The sequence below is a fragment of the Lepagella muris genome (genome assembly GCF_004793975.1).
GTDB lineage: Bacteria > Bacteroidota > Bacteroidia > Bacteroidales > Muribaculaceae > Lepagella > Lepagella muris.
The window spans coordinates 19,808-38,564 of sequence record NZ_SRYB01000006.1; the positions used below are offsets into that span (position 1 = coordinate 19,808).

The following is an 18,757-nucleotide window of genomic DNA, read 5'->3' on the forward strand; positions in this document are numbered from 1 at the left end:
AAATTATTCTCAAAGTCCAACAAATAACGTATCTTTCTTAATAGTATTGTAAATTCTTTACAAAAGTAATAAATAATCACTTGTTTTCAAAACATTTTACACTAATCTAATTAAAGTCTCTAAACTTATTTTGAAAGAGATATGAGGTTTGCCAAAATCCTCTCTTCCTCAATGATAACAAGAGCATGGAGAGCCAGGCATTGCCTGAGAATCTCCATGCTCTTAACGTTAACGTGGACGTATGCCACAGATTATGTCGCCGGGGACAATTCGCCCGTCGATATTATTCCTTGCACTTTGCAGCGATGAACTGACGGTTCATGCGACCGATGTTGGCAAGCTTGATGTTCTTCGGACATTCAGCAGAGCAAGCACCGGTGTTAGTGCAGTTGCCGAATCCGAGTTCGTCCATCTTGGCAACCATAGCACGCACGCGACGGTCTTTCTCCACAGCACCCTGCGGAAGCAGAGCGAGCTGGCTGATCTTAGCCGACACGAAGAGCATTGCAGAGCCGTTCTTGCAGGCAGCTACGCAAGCACCGCAGCCGATACAGCTTGCAGAGTCCATAGCCTCGTCAGCATTCACCTTAGAGATCGGGAGGTCGTTGGCATCCTGAGCACCACCGCAGTTGAACGATACATAACCGCCAGCCTGCTGGATCTTGTCGAATGCGTTACGGTCCACCATAAGGTCCTTGATAACAGGGAACGCAGCCGAACGCCAAGGCTCAACAGTGATAGTCTCGCCGTTCTGGAAACGACGCATGTAGAGCTGGCAGGTAGTCGCACCTGTTGCCGGTCCGTGGGGATGACCATTGATATAAAGCGAGCACATACCGCAGATACCCTCGCGGCAGTCGTGGTCGAACACGATAGGCTCCTCACCCTTCTCAATAAGAGTCTCATTGAGAATGTCGAGGGTCTCCAGGAAAGATGTATCGGGTGTGGTCTCGACGTCATTATAAGTCACAAAACCGCCCTTTTCTCTCGGATTGGCCTGACGCCAAACCTTGAGGTTGACTTTCATTATATTTTCTTCCATGATTGAAATTTCTGTGTTATATAAGGATTATGACTTATAGTTACGAGTCTGAACCTTGATAGCCTCATAGTGGAGCGGCTCCTTGATGAGTGAGGGTGCCTTTGCGTCGCTACCTGCATAATCCCAGCAGCTTACGTAGAAGCAGTTCTCATCATCACGTTTTGCCTCACCCTCTTCAGTCTGATACTCTGTGCGGAAGTGACCGCCGCAGCTCTCATTACGGCTGAGTGCGTCGTATGCGATAAGCTCACCCATAGTGATGAAGTCGTTAAGACGGAATGCCTTGTCAAGCTCGACGTTCATGCCCTTCTGAGTGCCGGGAACGAACAGGTCGGTGTTGAACACCTTGCGGAGCTCACCGAGCTTCTTGATAGCGAGTTCAAGACCCTCCTTATCACGAGCCATACCGACGTATTCCCACATGATATGACCAAGCTCCTTATGGATAGAGTCAACAGAACGATGACCCTTGATGTTCATGAGTCGATCCATAGCCTCTCTACATTTAGCCTCGGCAGCGTCAAACTCCGGAAGGTCAGTTGAGAAGTGAGGTACTGTAATCTGGTCGCTCAGATAGTTCTGGATTGTATAGGGGAGCACGAAATAACCGTCGGCAAGACCCTGCATGAGGGCAGATGCACCAAGACGGTTAGCACCGTGGTCAGAGAAGTTACACTCACCGATTGCGAACAGACCCTTGATAGAAGTCTGAAGCTCATAGTCAACCCAGATACCACCCATAGTGTAGTGGATAGCGGGGAAGATCATCATCGGGTTGTAGTAGTTCACGCCGTTCACCTCACGAGCGAACTCACCGGGATTCACGTCGGTGATCTCCTCATACATATCGAAGAGGTTGCCGTAACGCTGGCGAACCACGTCGATGCCGAGACGGTTGATAGCCTCGGAGAAGTCGAGGAACACTGCAAGACCTGTGTTGTTCACGCCGAAGCCGGCATCGCAACGCTCCTTGGCAGCACGAGAAGCCACGTCACGCGGAACAAGGTTACCGAATGCCGGATAACGACGCTCGAGATAGTAGTCGCGATCCTCCTCCGGAATATCGCTACCCTTGATCTGACCTTTCTGAAGTTTCTCGGCATCCTCTTTCTTCTTGGGCACCCAGATACGTCCGTCATTACGCAAAGACTCCGACATAAGGGTAAGTTTTGACTGCTTGTCGCCATGCACGGGGATACAGGTCGGGTGGATCTGTACGTAAGCGGGGTTAGCGAAATAAGCACCCTTGCGGTAGCAAGCCATAGCAGCGGAGCAGTTGCAGCCCATAGCGTTGGTTGAAAGGAAGTAGGTGTTGCCGTAGCCACCGGTAGCGATTACTACTGCATGAGCAGCGAAACGCTCGAACTCACCGGTCACAAGGTTCTTGGCGATGATACCGCGAGCGCGTTCCACACCATCCTTGTCTTTCACGAGCACAACGTCGTGCATCTCATAGCGGTTGTAGCTCTTCACCTTGCCAGCCTGAATCTGACGGTTGAGTGAAGAGTAAGCACCGAGAAGGAGCTGCTGACCTGTCTGACCCTTTGCATAGAAAGTACGGCTTACCTGCGCACCACCGAAAGAACGGTTGGCGAGAAGCCCACCATATTCACGTGCGAAAGGCACGCCCTGAGCCACACACTGGTCGATGATATTGTTAGCGACCTCTGCAAGACGGTAGACGTTTGCCTCACGGGCACGATAGTCACCACCCTTCACAGTATCGTAGAAAAGACGATACACGGAGTCGCCGTCGTTCTGATAGTTCTTTGCTGCATTGATACCACCCTGAGCCGCGATAGAGTGAGCACGACGGGGGCTATCCTGGATGCAGAAGTTGAGCACGTTGAAACCCAGCTCGGCAAGAGTGGAGGCAGCAGATGCACCTGCAAGACCTGTACCCACAACGATCACGTCAAGACGACGCTTGTTGGCGGGGTTGACGAGTTTCTGATGAGCCTTATAGTTGGTCCATTTCTCAGCGACAGGACCCTCCGGGATTTTGGAATCAGCCGGATTCATTACTCTGATGTTTTCTTTTGTATTTTCCATATCGCTAATTACTTGCCTGGTTCTGGTTCTGTTTGGGGAGTGGTTTCTGTAGCGGATTCAACGGCAGCCTCTTCCACGTCGACGTCAAGATAGTCGATGAGAGCGGCGGCAGCCTTGATAGTTTCGAGACGAGACGGGAACTGAGGATCATTTGCGAAATAGCTCTGAGCCTCGGGAGCTTCCATCTGAGAGAGTGTGCCTTTGATCATCTGCTTCATCTGGTCGAACGGAGCTGCAGTGATTGCGCTGGCTGCATCCGGACCGAAGTCTTTCTCAAACATAGGCACGAGCATCTCCTTATACTGCTGGCGAAGAGTCTCGTCAGTCTTGTAGAAATTGTCGTGAGCCTTCACTGTGAACACGATAGCCTGGATGATGAAGAGAGCCACGACGATGGAGCTCCACCAGCAAGCCACTTTCTTCAAGCGGCAGATCCAAACCTGATTATCCCAACCGATAGACTGGAACATAGACCAGATACCGTGGTTGAGGTGGAACCAGAGGGCGATGAACCCGATGATGTAGATGATCGGAGTGTAGAACTGAGAGAATGCCTCCTGGATGAAGAGGGTGCCGGCTGCCGGGGGCAGAACGTCGTGCACGCCACGGATCTCCTGGAGCTGCATCTTTGCCCAGAACTGGATCATGTGAACAGCAAGGAACGCCAGGATGACGATACCAAGCACGAGCATGTTCTGGCTTGACCATTCCACAGTCTTGGGACGACTGGAAAGGGCGTAGCGGTCCTTGCCACGTGCCTTGCGGTTCTGAAGGGTCAGCATCACCGCGTAGATGATGTGGACTACGATGAACAGAGCCAGACCTGCTGAAGCTATAAGAGCATACCAGTTTGCGCCAAGGAACTCGCAGACGGAGTTGTAGGCGGCCGGCCAGCAGATGGCTATGGCGTTCATCAAACAGTGAAATGTGAGGAATAGGACGAGAACGGCGCCTGTGACGGCCATGACGAACTTACGTCCTACAGATGAGCTTGATAACCACATAGCAGTTTCTGAATTTAATTAAAGTTATTTTAAGTTATTTAGTTTAGAATCTTAGGTTTGTCGCCTTTTGGGAAAAAGCAATTTACGCATGGCATCTGCATGACACACGGAATTATGTGCAAATTTATGTTTTTTTGTTCATTAATACAAAGTTTTCACCGTGTATTTTTCATCCTCATGCCAAAATAGAGCTGCGGATAGCCTCCACGATGCGACGCACCTCCCTTTCTCCCACGTATGGACCTGCGGGGATACACAGCCCACGGCTGAACAAATCGTCGCTCACTCCATTGACGTAGGCGGGGCAGGATGCGAACACCGGCTGACGGTGCATCGGTTTCCAGAGATGGCGCGTCTCTATGTTGCGTGCCTCAAGTGCACGGCGCATTGCCTCGGGACGTCCGCAGCCGTCATCGCCCCTCACCTTCAGATCCGGGACGAAAGTGATTGCACAAAGCCAGAAATTGCTGTCGAACTCCTCGCCGGGATTCTCATGAAGCTCTATGCCCTCTATGTCGGCAAACAATTCACGGTATTGTTGCTGCACCCGGCGATGGTGGGCAAGATGCTCCTCGGCTATCGTCATCTGCCCGCGTCCGATGCCGGCAGAGATGTTGCTCATGCGGTAGTTATAGCCTATCCGCTCATGCTGATACCATGGATATGGCTCACGGGATTGTGTGGCATAGCTCATCACGAGACGCCAAGTCTCTTCGTCAGGACATACCAGCGCACCACCTCCGGAAGTGGTTATCATCTTGTTGCCATTGAACGACATGACACCGAATCGCCCGAACGTGCCGCAATACTGCCCGCGATAGCGGCTGCCGAATGCTTCGGCGGAATCCTCCAGCACAGGTATCTTCCATTTTGCGGCGACTGCCAATATCTCATCTATCTTTGCAGGCATACCATATAGATATACCGGAATTATCGCCTTCGGTTTCTTACCCGTCTTAGCCACACGGTCGGCGATAGCCTCGTCGAGCAGCTGCGGGTCCATATTCCACGTGTCAGGCTCGGAATCGACAAACACGGGGGTTGCACCGACGTATGTCACGGGGTTTGCCGATGCGCTGAACGTGAAACTCTGCACCATCACCTCATCCCCGTGCCCGACACCGAGAGCCACAAGTCCAAGGTGGATTGCAGCCGTGCCGGCAGAGAGAGCCACAATACGTTTCCTCTCCAACAGAGCGGGGTCATGGCTCAAAAGAAGATCAGGCGACTGCACCGTCACGCCATCCTTCGGCATTGAGTCGGCGGTGGGTATGAACATCCTCTCAAGATCCTTCTCCAATCCGTTGACATTCGGACCGAGCGGGAGCACCCAATTCTCCGCAAACGCCTCATTTATAAAGTCCATCTCCTTGCCACTCATGTGGCAAAGACAAAGTAAAATCCGTTCCTCCATATCAAAGTCATAAAAACTAATGCAAAGTTAGCCAAAATAATCTCACTTTCGCAATATGATACGATTCTTTCCGATGTTAAGCCGATGTTTTGTGCCGTCGGGTGCGACAAAACACGACTCGATCGGCACCTCCACCTCATATCTCACCTTATCCCCCTCAATCTTCCAGCCACTTTTCACCAATCCCCATGGCGTCTCCAGCTCACCATTGGCATAAGAGAGGGCACCCGTAATGTCAGGATCTGGAGCTACCGTAATGCCATTATCATCATATTTTATGCCGAGACAGCGGGTAAGCAGCCAGTTGCCGACAGAGCCGAATGAATAATGGTTGAATGAATTCATACTGTTGTTTGCTCCGAATCCATCTGTATGTGTATAAGAATCCAGTCGCTCCCATACAGAGGTCGCCCCCTGAGTCACAGGATATAGCCACGACGGATATTCCTTATTGGCAAGTATCCGGTATGCCACATCACCCCTTCCTATCCGGCTCAATGCCTCCTGAATCCATGCCGTGCCTATGAACCCTGTCATAAGGGAATACGGAGGACACACCTTCCCGTTATCGGCAATATTCTCACGCGTGATGGTGGCAATAAAATTGTCGGCGAATGTAGGATCATCCATGATGCCCATAGCTATGGGGAGAGCGTATGATGCCTGTGTATCGACAAACCTACCCTCCCTCTCCGGGTCAAACGAAGAGAAACGTGTCTTCTTCGTAGCCGGATCCACATACACCTTTTTGAAAAACTCCCTGCGTTCATCCCCTTTATTCTTATAAAAGGCTGCATCCGTATCATTACCGACCACCTTCGCAAGATAAGTCATTATGTCAAGGTCATATATAAGATAACATTCCCAAAGGAGCGACTTGTCATTCTTATCATATTCCGGACTAAGCCAATCGCCCAAGTCTCCCCAAGCCCTGTCCTGCACCATAACCCCAGTCTGCGGATCAATAGTCTTATCAAAGACGTAATCCATATATCGTTTCATCGCCGGATAATGCTCCCTCACTAAAGTAGTGTCGCCATATTGCAGGAAATGCTCGTATGGCACGGTGATGCCTGCACTACCCCAGAGGAACCCTCCGAACCCCACTCCGGTAGGAGCCACATCGGGAAATTTACCTTCCGGCGTCTGGCAATCGCGCACAGACTGAAGATATTGACGCAGAATTGCCGAGACATCGGCAATCTTTGTGGCGGTAGGGGCATATACGGAGATATCCCCCATCCATCCGAGCCGCTCATTACGCTGAGGGCAATCGGTAGGTATGGATATGAAATTGGAGCGTGTTGACCATAATATATTTTTCCACAGTCGGTTGACAAGTGTATCCGAGCATTCAAACGATGCCTTAAACTTATCAATTGAACTTAACGCCACTGCCTTCACATCCTCTACCGGGAGAGGTTTGTCTATTCCAGTGATCTCGACATACCTGAAACCATGCAACGTGAAACGTGGAGAGAAATATTCCTCTTCCTCTCCGGCAGCCACGTATACATCCTTGTTCATTGCCGCCCTGATATTCTCGGTCATTATCATACCTCTGTTGGCACCATACCGCTCCATATCGGGATAGAGCACCTCCGCATATCTCATGGCTACTTCCGTACCCCGTTTCTGACCCGACAGACGCAGAAGAGGCACTCCGGCAAAATTCTGTCCGAAATCATAGATGAAGACACCCTTCCTCGGCTCCACGACAGAGACGGCGGTCAATGTGTCGGCAGCCACAACCTTATCTCCGTAATCCCTACGGATGACCACGTTATCCCAGCCTCCGGGGAATGGATAAGTGGTGGAGTCGCAACCGACCCTCTCTGCCGGATGCCAGGTCATATCCGACGCTCGGCGCGTGGCATCATATATCTCTCCGTTGAAAAAACTTCCAACCACGTTTGCGCCATCTGCACAATATTCCCATGTGGACGGCAATGTCGGGTAGCATAAGACGGTTCCATCCGTATATTCCACCGTCACACAAGCAAGCAAGGATTGCCTGTCGCCATAGAAATTCCACATCTCCCCCATAAAAGTGGCAGGACCGCTCCACCATCCCTCCCCCATGCTTACATCCAGCGTATTATTCGCTTCCGTAAGGTAAGGGGTTATGTCAAAGGTATTAAAGAGATGTGTCTTGTTGTATTGTGTGGATCCGGGATAGAAATATCCTTCGGTCACACGTTTGCCATTCACCTTCAAATCATATATACCTCTGGCTGTCACATCAATTCTCGCGGACTTCACATCACGCTTACCGTCAACCGGTATATTAGTGCGAAGTTGCGGCATTGACCTCTCCGGGAGATTTATCCTCCCTGTGACGGCATGAGCGGCAGAATCGGCGAACAATACGTTGGAAGGTTCCCGGAAATTGCGTACTTTCAAGTTTGAGATTACGGCATTACCGGAAATATCCACCCCCATTTCCGCCAATACCGGGAACGCCAGCCAGTCGCCTCCATTCCCGATAGGATTTATCCCTATATAGCACACCTTCTTCCCATTGACAAATATATCCGTATGTCCAAGATTAGATGCAATGCTGACATGATTGGATTTTCCCCAGACATCTCCACACTGATACACCCCCAATGGTTTGCTCTTGCTGTCAGCCGGATGATACCCATAACGGAACACTCGTATCTCTCCCGAATGACTGAATTCTATCTTTATGGCGGATTCATCACGAGGAGCAGCGATATTGTATATGTTAAGGTCAACATTCATCAGACGTGGGTCGTTCATGCCGTAAAGTATTGCAGCCGAACCACCGGCATCCACCTCTATATCAAAATCAATCTTAAACACAGAAAGATAATCCGGATATAGCGGTATGTCATCGGAAGCTGTCCCGATCCATTCGGCTCCCATAAAAACGTCACGCTCTCTATCAGTTGCCTCATGCTCCCCTTTAACCAAGCTTCCCGAACCTGCATACACACCCACCGGCATAAATGCAAGCATCGTAAAAGCCGCTATTCCCATCCGTGATATTAAATTTCGTCTCAAGGTTAAGTTCATAATGTCGTTAATTTATTTAAGTTTCGCAAGTTTTCCAACTTGCTTCACTTAAATGGTTTAAGGTTTAATGTTTATGGTTTATGATCATTAAATTTTGTATAATGAAAAGATTCGTGGATTTTCGTGAATCTTAAACCTTAAACTATAAACTTTAAACCACTGAAGTGCAGCTTGCGAAACTTCAGTTAATTTACACATATCCTTCTAAAACATCCCAAAGTTACAACATTTTAACTGAATTTGTGCAACAAAAAAATAAATTATAACTTTGCATACGGTTCAGCCCCCATCCCCGTAAAGGGGGAGTTGATGTGCGAATCTTTAACTCCCCCTTTACGGGGTGGGGGGTTGGTATGTCATTTCAATCCCACACACTATGATCATCGCAAATTTAATCCTAACAATCATCAGCACGATTGTGCTACTCTTCTGCGGAAAATTCCGTATGTCGTGGAAAGCACAGAATAACATACGTCTTATCTCGACCATCATATTGACCGTCACCATGATTGACCTGCTGCAAAACCCTCTCGGTCTCTCATGGCTCCTGTCATTATGTATCGCTGTCGCCTTCATCACCCTCCTCTATTTCATCACCAAATGGCTCCGCCTCTACAACTAAATGAACCTCACGGCTCATAAAAGGCACATCCTTTCCACAATCAAGTAATCTATTAATTCTTAATAAGAAAGCAACCATTTTGACGGAAACTCCAAAATGTTTTAGCCCGAAAATGACGGAAACTCCAAAATGTTTTGAGCCGAAAATGACGAAAACTCCAAAATGTTACCGCTAAGATAACACCAACACTACGGTCACATTTCATGATATGGAATCAAACGGCCTCTACATTTCGGATATTATCAGGCGGGCTTCCCTCTTCATGTCGGATGTGGCGGGTGTCGTATTGAATATCTGTTTTTCATTTGAGATGCAGGAATTGAAGACGTGGATTTGCCTCAGGATTTTCTTCTGAAACAACCATTACGAATGAATTGTCAATGCATACAGGCAGTCCTATTCCGTTAACACCATCGATATCATTTTTCAAGTATCTGACAACTTCAGGATTAGTGCCGGTCTTATCCCAGAATATATGCCTGACCTCGCCATCCATCCAGAAATACATGAAAAACCAACGTCTGCTGTTATGGAAGACCACACGATCTATGTATTCAGTTGCTTTCATTCGATCCTTCCCTATCTCTTGAATCTGCCAAGAGGTGGGTGACGGTTCGACAATAAAATCCACAACAGATGTGAGATTGTTTCCATTCCATAAGCCTGTTTTCATAAGGTCGGGTCATGATGCTCATGATTCCATCGTCATAGAAAAATAACCACGGCTTATTAGTAGGCAGACCATTGCTGCATCCTTCAAGTTTTCTGATCTCTCCGGATGATGTGGATGCAAGATATATTCCTGCATTGTCTGAAGCATCATTGTAATTAGCGGTCAGATATGTGTTATTCCCAAGGTATACAATATCATCGGCATATCCTACGGAATCTTTACCAATGAATTTGTTATCATACGAATATCTCAGCACAGCGCACCCGGTGTGGTCGAGTATAAGGATGTTTTCCGCTTCTTTGTCAACATCAATTTGGGCGGCACGTATATATTCTCCGGCTCCTAATCCTCGGCTACCTATATCATGTATGTAACTGCCGATGCTGTCAAACAGCATCACGCGTTGTGAAAGATCGTCAAGAACCACGATTTGCCCGTCAGCAATGCGTATGTTGGATATTGTGCCGATTATGCAGTTGTCGGATGTTTCAAGATCGACATACGTGATGGAGTCGACAAATTCCGAATAAGGTATTGAATCACGAGCAACCTTCCTTAGATTCAGGGGTATGGATGTACAGTCGGATCTCTTTTCAGAGCATCCGACCAATACAATAGCCAACGATAGAAAAAGAGGGATTGCCACCTTTAAAGTTGTTTTCATTGTGGTTATTTTTTTGATGGTTTCAATGTATTTTGTATCCATTGTATACCATTTCAACTGAGTCAGTACATAGCCGAAGAATTTATATCTATATGTCCTATTTGTTAAATAACTGAAGTTTCGCAAGCTGCACTTCAGGGGTTTAAAGTTTATAGTTTAAGGTTTAAGATTCACAAAAATCCACGAATCTTTTCATTATACAAAATTTAATGATCATAAACCATAAACATTAAACATTAAACCATTTAAGGTTTTGAGATACACATGAAATATGTCGTTCCGGAGGTAATCTCGATATCTAAAGCGACTGCTTGTTTAGCCGATAAAAGACTAATACCGGATTTGAATCCGACTCGAGCTGTTGCGAAATTTCGTTGATTACAGGATATTCCGACAGACCATTTTTCCCAGATGCGATTGATTTCACAACCGGGGCAGGCACGATGCTAAGTATGCTGTCGGATGGTGAAGAAGTGTATAATCCGTAAAAAGAAATAGGCAGTCCGTTTGAATCAATTGTGGCAGCTCCGTTAAGATATATCTTCCCTTGCAGAGAGCAGAGCACGCTTTTTATCCTGTTGTCAAAATAGGAAAAGAAAAGTAAGTCGCCATAGATATAAGCAGCATGAAATACCTTTGCGACATTAGATTTCAGAATACGATCAACCTCTTGGGCTTCCGTATCCGCTCCGATGTGGCGAGTCTCCATTTTTAGATCAACTAATGGTTTGATGTCACCGGAAATGGAATCAATCTCATAGATAGTCTCGTTATATGGGAAATAGGTGTAGACTCGATTGCCATTTTTTATGAATTTACCGACTTGTCCGTTTGTAGAGTATGTATGACCGAGCAACGCATCATTAAATCGTACCCGGTTGATAACTTTCCCATCGTTTGATATGAAGGAATAGCAGAAATGATCTACAGTGGAGCTGTCGCCATACCCGAATTCGTTATTTAATGCTATACCTGAATCCATCACGCATAGCCCTTGCGCGGCATTGGGTAGATCTATCGTGCCGGAATAATTGTTTTGTTTATCATATATTAAGATTTTATTGTCTGAGAGGAGATATAAGAAATCGTCATGTATGTCGAAATCGGAGAGTGATATATATTCCCCATGACCATGACCAAGGTGACTATAATCTCTGATATATGCTCCGCTTTTGTCAAATGAGGCAATGTGAGAATTTTCATGCATTATATATAGCGTGTCGTTATCAACATATACCTTGTTAATATTCCCAAGAATTGATTGGTCATCCGTACTAAGGACGACATGTCCGGAATATTTGAAAATGGAATCAAATTGTTCAGAAACGTTCTCGTCATTATTTTCAATCTCGACAGTAAATTCGCTAAGTGTCTTTTCGTTTTTACATGCGTTGTTTAGCAAAACGGCTAAAACCATGATGCCTAAGAATGTGAAAAAAGGGTTACGTCTCATGTGGATGTTTTTGTTTGGTGTGACAAAGATTAAATCATTGTTACATAGGGAGATTTGTTGAGAGTTTTTAGTTTATAGACGTTTTAGTGAGTATCATTTCAACTGAGTCAACTCTTAGCTATTCTATTGAGTAGAATAGGATTATAGGATTGCCGTCTTTGTCAAATGACTGTTTAAGAGTTTTTAGTTTTAAAAGTCCGGCATCACAATTTTCAGCAAACTCCATATTCTGGAGTTGGAACGGCATCAACATACCTATGAGTGTGTCACCACCTGCGTAACGCATGCCAAACAATTGCATTGAGGCGATTTTTCCGGATTCAGTAAAGAAATGACGACAAGACAAATCTTTTTTGTTTATAATTGTGCAGTCAAGGTTGCTACATGGTAAGATTATGTGTCCGGACGTTTCAAAGATATCAGTAAACCCGATGAACATGTTTTTCTGCATAAAATCCATGTATGTCATGATTGAAAAATTATTTATTTCCCCGAGGTTAGCACATACCGTTTCTGATGTGAGGATATCATATATGCAGCCGGAGTTGAGTCCATAAACCTTTGGCTCAAATGGAAGGATCCATTTGATAGAATCCTGATAGTGGGAGAAAGGGTGGAACCCGATCCGTTCCATTGTATTGTCAGTACGCATAGGTGTCTTTGCAACCTCCTGTACTATTTTCTTATTCAAGTCGATCAATGTGAATGCGGTGTTCTGGTCATTATAGATATATTGGCTGGTGAATATTCTGTCTTTATCTACAAAACATCCATCTTGAATATTCATTAAGATGGATTGATCAACCTTGGTTGATGAGATAAACTCGCCATTTTGTCGGAAATATATGAATTTGCCGGAATAAGGATCCACCAGTACGACCTTCCCTTCGGGATCAATCATGAAAGTGCCAATGACAATATACTCATTTTCAGCATTCCCTTTTGCCCCGAACACATGGGAGAATTTTCCATCTTTCGTAAATGCAAAGAGATGTTCCATGTCGGAAATGATGAGTAATGAGTCGGTCATCTCAATCTTGTTTATATTTGTCAGGAGACATTCCGGTTTACATTCAAGCTGGAGACATTCGAAGTCGGAAATCAATGATGACAGACATTCCGCTGATACTTCCGTATCATAGCCGGTCACAGGTGAACCGGCATTTTCATCTGTATTTCTGCATGAAGCTAAACCACATAGAAGCAACGCAGAAAATAAAATATTCTTTAAATTTGCCATTGATGAATGATATTGAAATCATAAACAACTATAATTGTCAAAGTATATTGATTTTGATTTTTTCTTATTGAAGTCATTTACATAATGCCATTCTAAGAATAACAGAAATTGAGTTTGTCTTACTTAGATAAGTATCGATGCAAAGTTAGATATAAATCTTCTAAATGATATTTCTTTTTGTCTAAAAGATTTTATTATTTGTAACCCTGACTTTCATAATTGTATCAAAATAGTGTCTTTTTTGTAACATATTGTTTTTTAAGTATGGTTCAACATGCTTTTGTTTTGGAACAATCGCAGTTTTCAGTTTGAACTTCACAATAGTCCTGCCTATAGACCGGCAGACAAATCAAATCTTCCTCACAACGTATGTCTTTTGTGTAAAGAAGATAGTGTGACCTTATCCTTGATGAGAATTTTCTACGAAACCATCTGACCATGATTTCCATTCCTTAATCTTGTCGTATATCTTGCATCGGAATATTCCTCTTTCCATAATTGAGCAATCTGCTTATTCTTAACATAAAAGTAATCATTTTGACGAAAACTCCAAAATGTTTTAGCCCGAAAATGACGGAAACTCCAAAATGTTGGTTGCATACCAAATGGCTCCGCCTCTACAATTGACCCGACAACAATCGATAAAAATGATATAACACAAAGAGTCAAGGATGCGCGTAGGATCGTGCATCCTTGACTCTTTGTGTTATTGGAGGTTGACTCGGGTTATTTCAATGGGATACGGAGAATCATGGCGGAGCTTGCCGGGCATTCCACGTCTATCGTATTGCCGGAAACTTTCATGTTGCTCTCCTGTGCACTGATCTTCAATGGTTCGGCAAATGAATTTTCCGCATTGATATCATCGGCTCCAACGACTATACGGCGTGCATCTCCATTCGCTGCACTGCCACCACGCAGTGCTATCGACGTGCGCCACGGCTCAGTACGTCCGTTCACCATCTTTACTATCAACTCTTTGCGATCCTTATCAACGCCGGCAACCGCATAATGCTTGTTGACAACGCGATAGTTGTAGGTATACGCCTCCTTACCGTCAAGATAACAGGTCCATTTATTGCCACGTATCTTGATGCACACGTCATACCATTTGTCTTTGAGAATCGGCAACTGATTGCGGTAGTCGAACAGCGATACGGAACCCTTCTCGCTGATCTCACGGAAGATTACAGATTCATTGGAATGACTGCCTAAATCCGCCATGAAATACTTACCCTCATTCTCCATACCGAAAATCACGCGCATACTTTCCCTTCCATCTGTCTTTTTGGCTTTAAGACGTATTGTGCAGTCGCCGGTGGTAAGGTCGTTGAGCTTGATAATTGACTCATGCGACGCCTCTGTCTGAATGATGGTGCCATCCGCACCAAACTCCCATTTACCTCTCAGCGGACTCCATCTGCCGTCAATACCATCACGTTCAGAGGAATATACCAGTTTACCACCGGATTCAATCCGTATATCGCGGAACTCCGCAGACGCATTTGCCGTGCCAAGACCGATAAATCCATGAGGCGCGAACGGGACAGCGGTATCCTCCCCTCTTATCACCGTATTCACATTAACATCAGGACGATTCTCAGCAAACGCCTTCAAGAGATGATAATTCGAACGTCCGTAAGTCTGCTTACCATCATACACAATCAGATGACCCTTGCCATAATGGGCATTCTGCAACAATGGTGCATACGACACGAGTTGCACCTTGTCGCCATTCCGCTCCACCCCGGTAAGGAATGCAGCCTCGGCAAGCGAAGAATAGAGATTGTTACGTCCGGTAGCGGCATATTCACCTATATACACCTTGTAGGGGAGACGCGAAGGGAGTTTGTCGTAGACATCGGCATTATTATAGAACCAGTCGGCAGTCTCATAATAATGCGGATCGATAATCTCCACCTCATCAAGTTTTTCGACATCCTTGCTGAACATGAGAGCCGTTATAAGCTCAATCTGCGGATAACGCTCCTTAATAGCCTTATGGAAACGGTTATAGTTTACGGCATATCTACCAAACACATTCTCATTTCCTACCTCAACATATCGCAGAGGGAATGGCTCCGGATGCCCGTTGCGGGCACGTTCCGCACCCCAACGTGTAGAGGTATCGCCTATGGCATACTCTATCGCGTCAAGAGCATCCTGAATCAGCGGTTCAAGGTCGTCACCATCCACATAGTCACCGTTACGGAACAGACACGACATACCGGCATTGCACACAAACATACCATCGGCACCGATATCCTCACAGAATTGCAGAAATTCATGGTAACCAAAACCGTAGGTGCTACGGTAGCCCCAGAGATCATATTCACCGGGACGTTTCACCGGATCACCTATCGTCTCTTTCCAATTCACACGGTTATCCAGCGTAAGACCTTCCACGATACAACCGCCGGGCCAGCGGATAAATGCCGGTTTCAACTCCTCGATGGTTGTGGCGATATCCCGACGAAGCCCATTGGGACGGTTGCGGTAGGTATCGGCAGGAAACAGCGACACAAAATCAAGCCATATAGTACCCTCCGGAGGGAACGACAGGCTAAGGGATGCCTTGTCGCACGAATCATCGGCGACAAAAGTGGCGTCATACTTGTGCCATTCGCCATCGGAATCTATATTTATCTGAGCGGAGGCAAGAGACTTTCCGGCAGCATCCACGAGCGAAGCCGTGCATCGACGGGCACCCTCCCCTCGCAGATATAGACTGAGACGATACGTTTTCCCTTTCTCGATTGCCATACCCCAGTATCCGGTATTTACAGCCGACACGTCGCGATGGGCGCGGCTGAGGTCAATGCGCAGAGAATGAGGCGTTGCGGAATTTAACGGATATTCATCGGTGATTTGCGAAGATGCCTGTGAGCCGTCGGCATACTGCGTGCGCCACGCGGTCATGCCACGGTCGGCACCCCAACGCACCTTGAAATTGTTGATGGAATCATTGGAATAGCAACGCGCAGTCGGAGCGGCGGCAAAGCCGTCGGCATCAAGCGTGCAGCCGGTCGGAAGAGTACCCTCCTCAAAGCCACGGTTGCGCACCATCTCGGCGTATAGTCCGCCGTCGCCGGCTCCGGATATCTCCTCAAAGAATACGCCATAGAGCGTAGCCGGCACCTTGTCACCGGTTTTCTTTAAATTTATATCTATCCGGCTCTCGGCAACGGCTGACACCGACAGAGATATCATTGCCGCCGCAATAGCATATTTCAGTAGATTAGTCATTTAATTGATGATTAATATTACCAACGGAAGGTCACCTTGCGTCCGTCGGGGTTATTCTCGAAGTTAATTAGATACGTTCTTGAAGCTGCATCCCATGCATTGGAAACCAATGATTCCTTTCCATCTATCAGCACACTCTTGGGTGCTGAGGGGAGAAGCACACGTGCCACGCCGTCTGTATCGATCGGACTTTTTGCTACAAATGTGTACTCCCCTTTCGCTCTCTTCTCATCGCTCTCACGGAAAGAAGCGGCAAGCACCTGTGGCTTCTTGCCATCCTTCACCTTAGCGACATCGAGAAGCATAACCTGTGTGTTTGGTGTAACAGTCACCTCATCCTTCATCGGGAGCGTATGGTCAAACATATCTATATACTTACCTTTCAGAGTAAGCGGCTCATCGCTCACACTCTCATCAACCACAGCAGCGAGAGTGTAGGGACCGCGCTGAAGCAGATAGTTGTTCTTGAATTTGAGTGCGCCACCCTTAGCCTGCTTCTCATAAAGACCGGTCAACGTAGATATATATCCGGCATCACCATTCTCATTCAGAATGAACTCCTTCGGGTCATGACGCATCACGCATACAGTGCCCTTCCCTACCTTATAGTTACCTTCACCGGCATTCTGCGGCATACCCATCATAGAGAAGAGATGCTGCGACGGTGCAGCGTATGAATTGCCGCCGTTGTTCCACCATTCCGGCACACTCTGGAATGGGTCCTTATCCGAGCCGCAGAACAGAAGCACACCACCCTTCTTCACCCATTCGGCAAGATGCTCATGAGCAGCCGGGTCAAGCGGTTTCATATTAGAATAAGTCATCACGAGCACCTTCGTCGATGCAAGCGTAGCGGGGAATCCGAGATTCTCGATATGCACAGTCTTAACAGGCACACCCCTCTTTACAAGAGGAATCGCCATGCCGTAGAAATTCGCGAGCTGCGGATCGTCATAACCTTCATGAAGCGGGAAACGCTGGAACATAAGGGAGTTTGACATCAGCACGCCGATACCCTGGTTGCCGCTGACAGTGTTCTTCACCACCGGCATCTTATTCAAGGCATTCACCATCACCTGCATCTGCGCAGAGTAGAAACGCGGAATCTTCGTCTTCTCATCGCTGTCGGCACTCACGCGGTAAAGCCCCTCATAGATACGTTCAGGCCAAGGCATTATCTCATAGTCGCCTACACCGGGATAGAGAAGTTTGGCAGTAAAGGTAGCCTGATAATTACGCTTATAGTCATCCCAATCCTTCGCACGGTCCTCAATCGGGTCAGTGAGGAAGAACATCTTTCTGCCCGTCGGTGCGGTCATCGACTCCATAGAGCCGTATTCAAGGAAAGCAGTCTCAAATACCCTCTCGCGTGCCTTGCCATTATAATAATTCGGTTCGCGGGAAGTTCCGGTCCACACCTGTGCGATATATCCGTCAACGCAAGGCAGAGATGCAAGACTCGCCTCCGGGCTGACAATCTGCCACTGAGAGTAGTTGACGAGAGAATGGGTAGGCACATAGCACTTTATATCCCGACCAAGCGTCTTGCCATACTCCTTGGCGTAGGTGAACACCTCATTCAACGCACGATAATAGAGATGATACTTCAATTTATTGGAGAGATACGTAGCTTCGGGCGACTCATGCTGCGGTTGCCATTCAGTGCCATAATACTCCTTCCATTCGCGTTTGAAAGCATCGCTATATCCCGAACGCGCCCAGAACTCAGGCTCCTCCATAAAGATAGCGTCAATACCGGCATCAATCACGCGCTTCACGTGAGCCTCCTTCAGATATTTCAGGAAGTTCATCGACGGCACGATATAAGGCACAAGGTGCCCGTGCCAGATAGTGTCGCCGCGCTGCGTCACCTGTCCTTCATCAAGATGGGAACGACCGTCCCATTTCCCGGTGAAATAATCCTGATACTCGCCCCATGCGATTCCGGTCATGAAATGCACTGTATAGCCACGGTCGCGCCAGCTCTTCACGCGACTCTCAAAATTACGGTTTCCATTCCTGTCGGAAGGATTGCCACCCACACCATACACCATCACGGCATCCGCACGGTTATCAATAGTAGGACGCCATTCACGCGAAGTCTGGAACGTGGTCTTCACATTGTCGTCTGCCATCATCGGCGACACACCGGCGCCCATTGACGCCAACAATGGTAAAGCCACGCCCACGCGCCACAAGCGCGCATAATCTTTTCTGTTCTGTCTCATGATATATAAATTCAATCTGATTCTATAGCATTGACCACATTCCGGCAAAAAGATAGGTCAGTCAACAGCCGGATGAGTCG

The 18,757-nt window shown here is 47.0% G+C and carries 11 protein-coding genes and 1 pseudogene; 1 reads left to right on the plus strand and 11 read right to left on the minus strand.

Features of this window, described 5'->3' with window-relative positions; genetic code table 11:
- Positions 1–283: 283 nt before the first annotated feature.
- The 5 genes and pseudogenes from E5331_RS05575 to E5331_RS05595 all read right to left on the minus strand — a co-directional run bounded on the left by E5331_RS05575 (position 284) and on the right by E5331_RS05595 (position 8,515).
- Entirely contained in the window at positions 284–1,042 is a 759-nt protein-coding gene (locus tag E5331_RS05575) for a succinate dehydrogenase/fumarate reductase iron-sulfur subunit (RefSeq protein ID WP_123483633.1), read from the minus strand.
- Between the two features lie 27 nt (positions 1,043–1,069).
- A complete protein-coding gene (locus tag E5331_RS05580; RefSeq protein ID WP_123483657.1) occupies positions 1,070–3,064 on the minus strand; it encodes a fumarate reductase/succinate dehydrogenase flavoprotein subunit in 1,995 nt (664 codons plus the stop codon).
- Between the two features lie 374 nt (positions 3,065–3,438).
- Positions 3,439–4,098 (minus strand): annotated as a pseudogene (locus E5331_RS05585) (succinate dehydrogenase cytochrome b subunit); the annotation flags it as partial.
- Between the two features lie 175 nt (positions 4,099–4,273).
- Complete coding sequence (locus E5331_RS05590) at positions 4,274–5,512, minus strand: DegT/DnrJ/EryC1/StrS family aminotransferase (protein ID WP_123483631.1); 1,239 nt, start codon at positions 5,510–5,512, stop codon at positions 4,274–4,276.
- A 42-nt stretch (positions 5,513–5,554) separates the two neighbouring features.
- Positions 5,555–8,515, minus strand: coding sequence for an alpha-L-rhamnosidase (locus tag E5331_RS05595; RefSeq protein ID WP_168355156.1), 2,961 nt, complete (start codon positions 8,513–8,515; stop codon positions 5,555–5,557).
- A gap of 412 nt (positions 8,516–8,927) precedes the next feature.
- Here E5331_RS05595 and E5331_RS05600 point away from each other — a divergent pair, with 412 nt between their 5' ends.
- Positions 8,928–9,173 carry a hypothetical protein gene (locus E5331_RS05600; protein ID WP_135984186.1) on the plus strand — a complete coding sequence of 82 codons (246 nt, stop codon included), beginning with the start codon at positions 8,928–8,930 and terminating at the stop codon, positions 9,171–9,173.
- Between the two features lie 301 nt (positions 9,174–9,474).
- On the opposite strand, the gene E5331_RS05605 is transcribed toward E5331_RS05600, so the two are convergent.
- From E5331_RS05605 to E5331_RS05630, 6 genes are all read right to left on the minus strand, one after another.
- The gene (locus tag E5331_RS05605) at positions 9,475–9,741 is read right to left on the minus strand and encodes a hypothetical protein (RefSeq protein ID WP_135984188.1); all 267 of its coding nucleotides are present in this window, start codon (positions 9,739–9,741) and stop codon (positions 9,475–9,477) included.
- Positions 9,728–10,510, minus strand: coding sequence for a 6-bladed beta-propeller (locus tag E5331_RS05610; protein WP_168355157.1), 783 nt, complete (start codon positions 10,508–10,510; stop codon positions 9,728–9,730). Before E5331_RS05610 ends, E5331_RS05605 begins: the two co-directional genes overlap by 14 nt.
- A 298-nt stretch (positions 10,511–10,808) precedes the next feature.
- Positions 10,809–11,963 (minus strand): 6-bladed beta-propeller, encoded by a 1,155-nt coding sequence (locus E5331_RS05615; protein ID WP_123483628.1) that lies wholly within the window; start codon positions 11,961–11,963, stop codon positions 10,809–10,811.
- Positions 11,964–12,081: 118 nt separating this feature from the next.
- Positions 12,082–13,203, minus strand: a complete 1,122-nt coding sequence (locus tag E5331_RS05620) for a 6-bladed beta-propeller (protein WP_123483627.1) — start codon at positions 13,201–13,203, stop codon at positions 12,082–12,084.
- 726 nt (positions 13,204–13,929) lie between these two features.
- Positions 13,930–16,449, minus strand: coding sequence for an alpha-L-arabinofuranosidase C-terminal domain-containing protein (locus E5331_RS05625; protein ID WP_123483626.1), 2,520 nt, complete (start codon positions 16,447–16,449; stop codon positions 13,930–13,932).
- A gap of 17 nt (positions 16,450–16,466) precedes the next feature.
- Positions 16,467–18,677, minus strand: coding sequence for a hypothetical protein (locus tag E5331_RS05630; protein ID WP_123483625.1), 2,211 nt, complete (start codon positions 18,675–18,677; stop codon positions 16,467–16,469).
- Positions 18,678–18,757 lie beyond the last annotated feature (80 nt).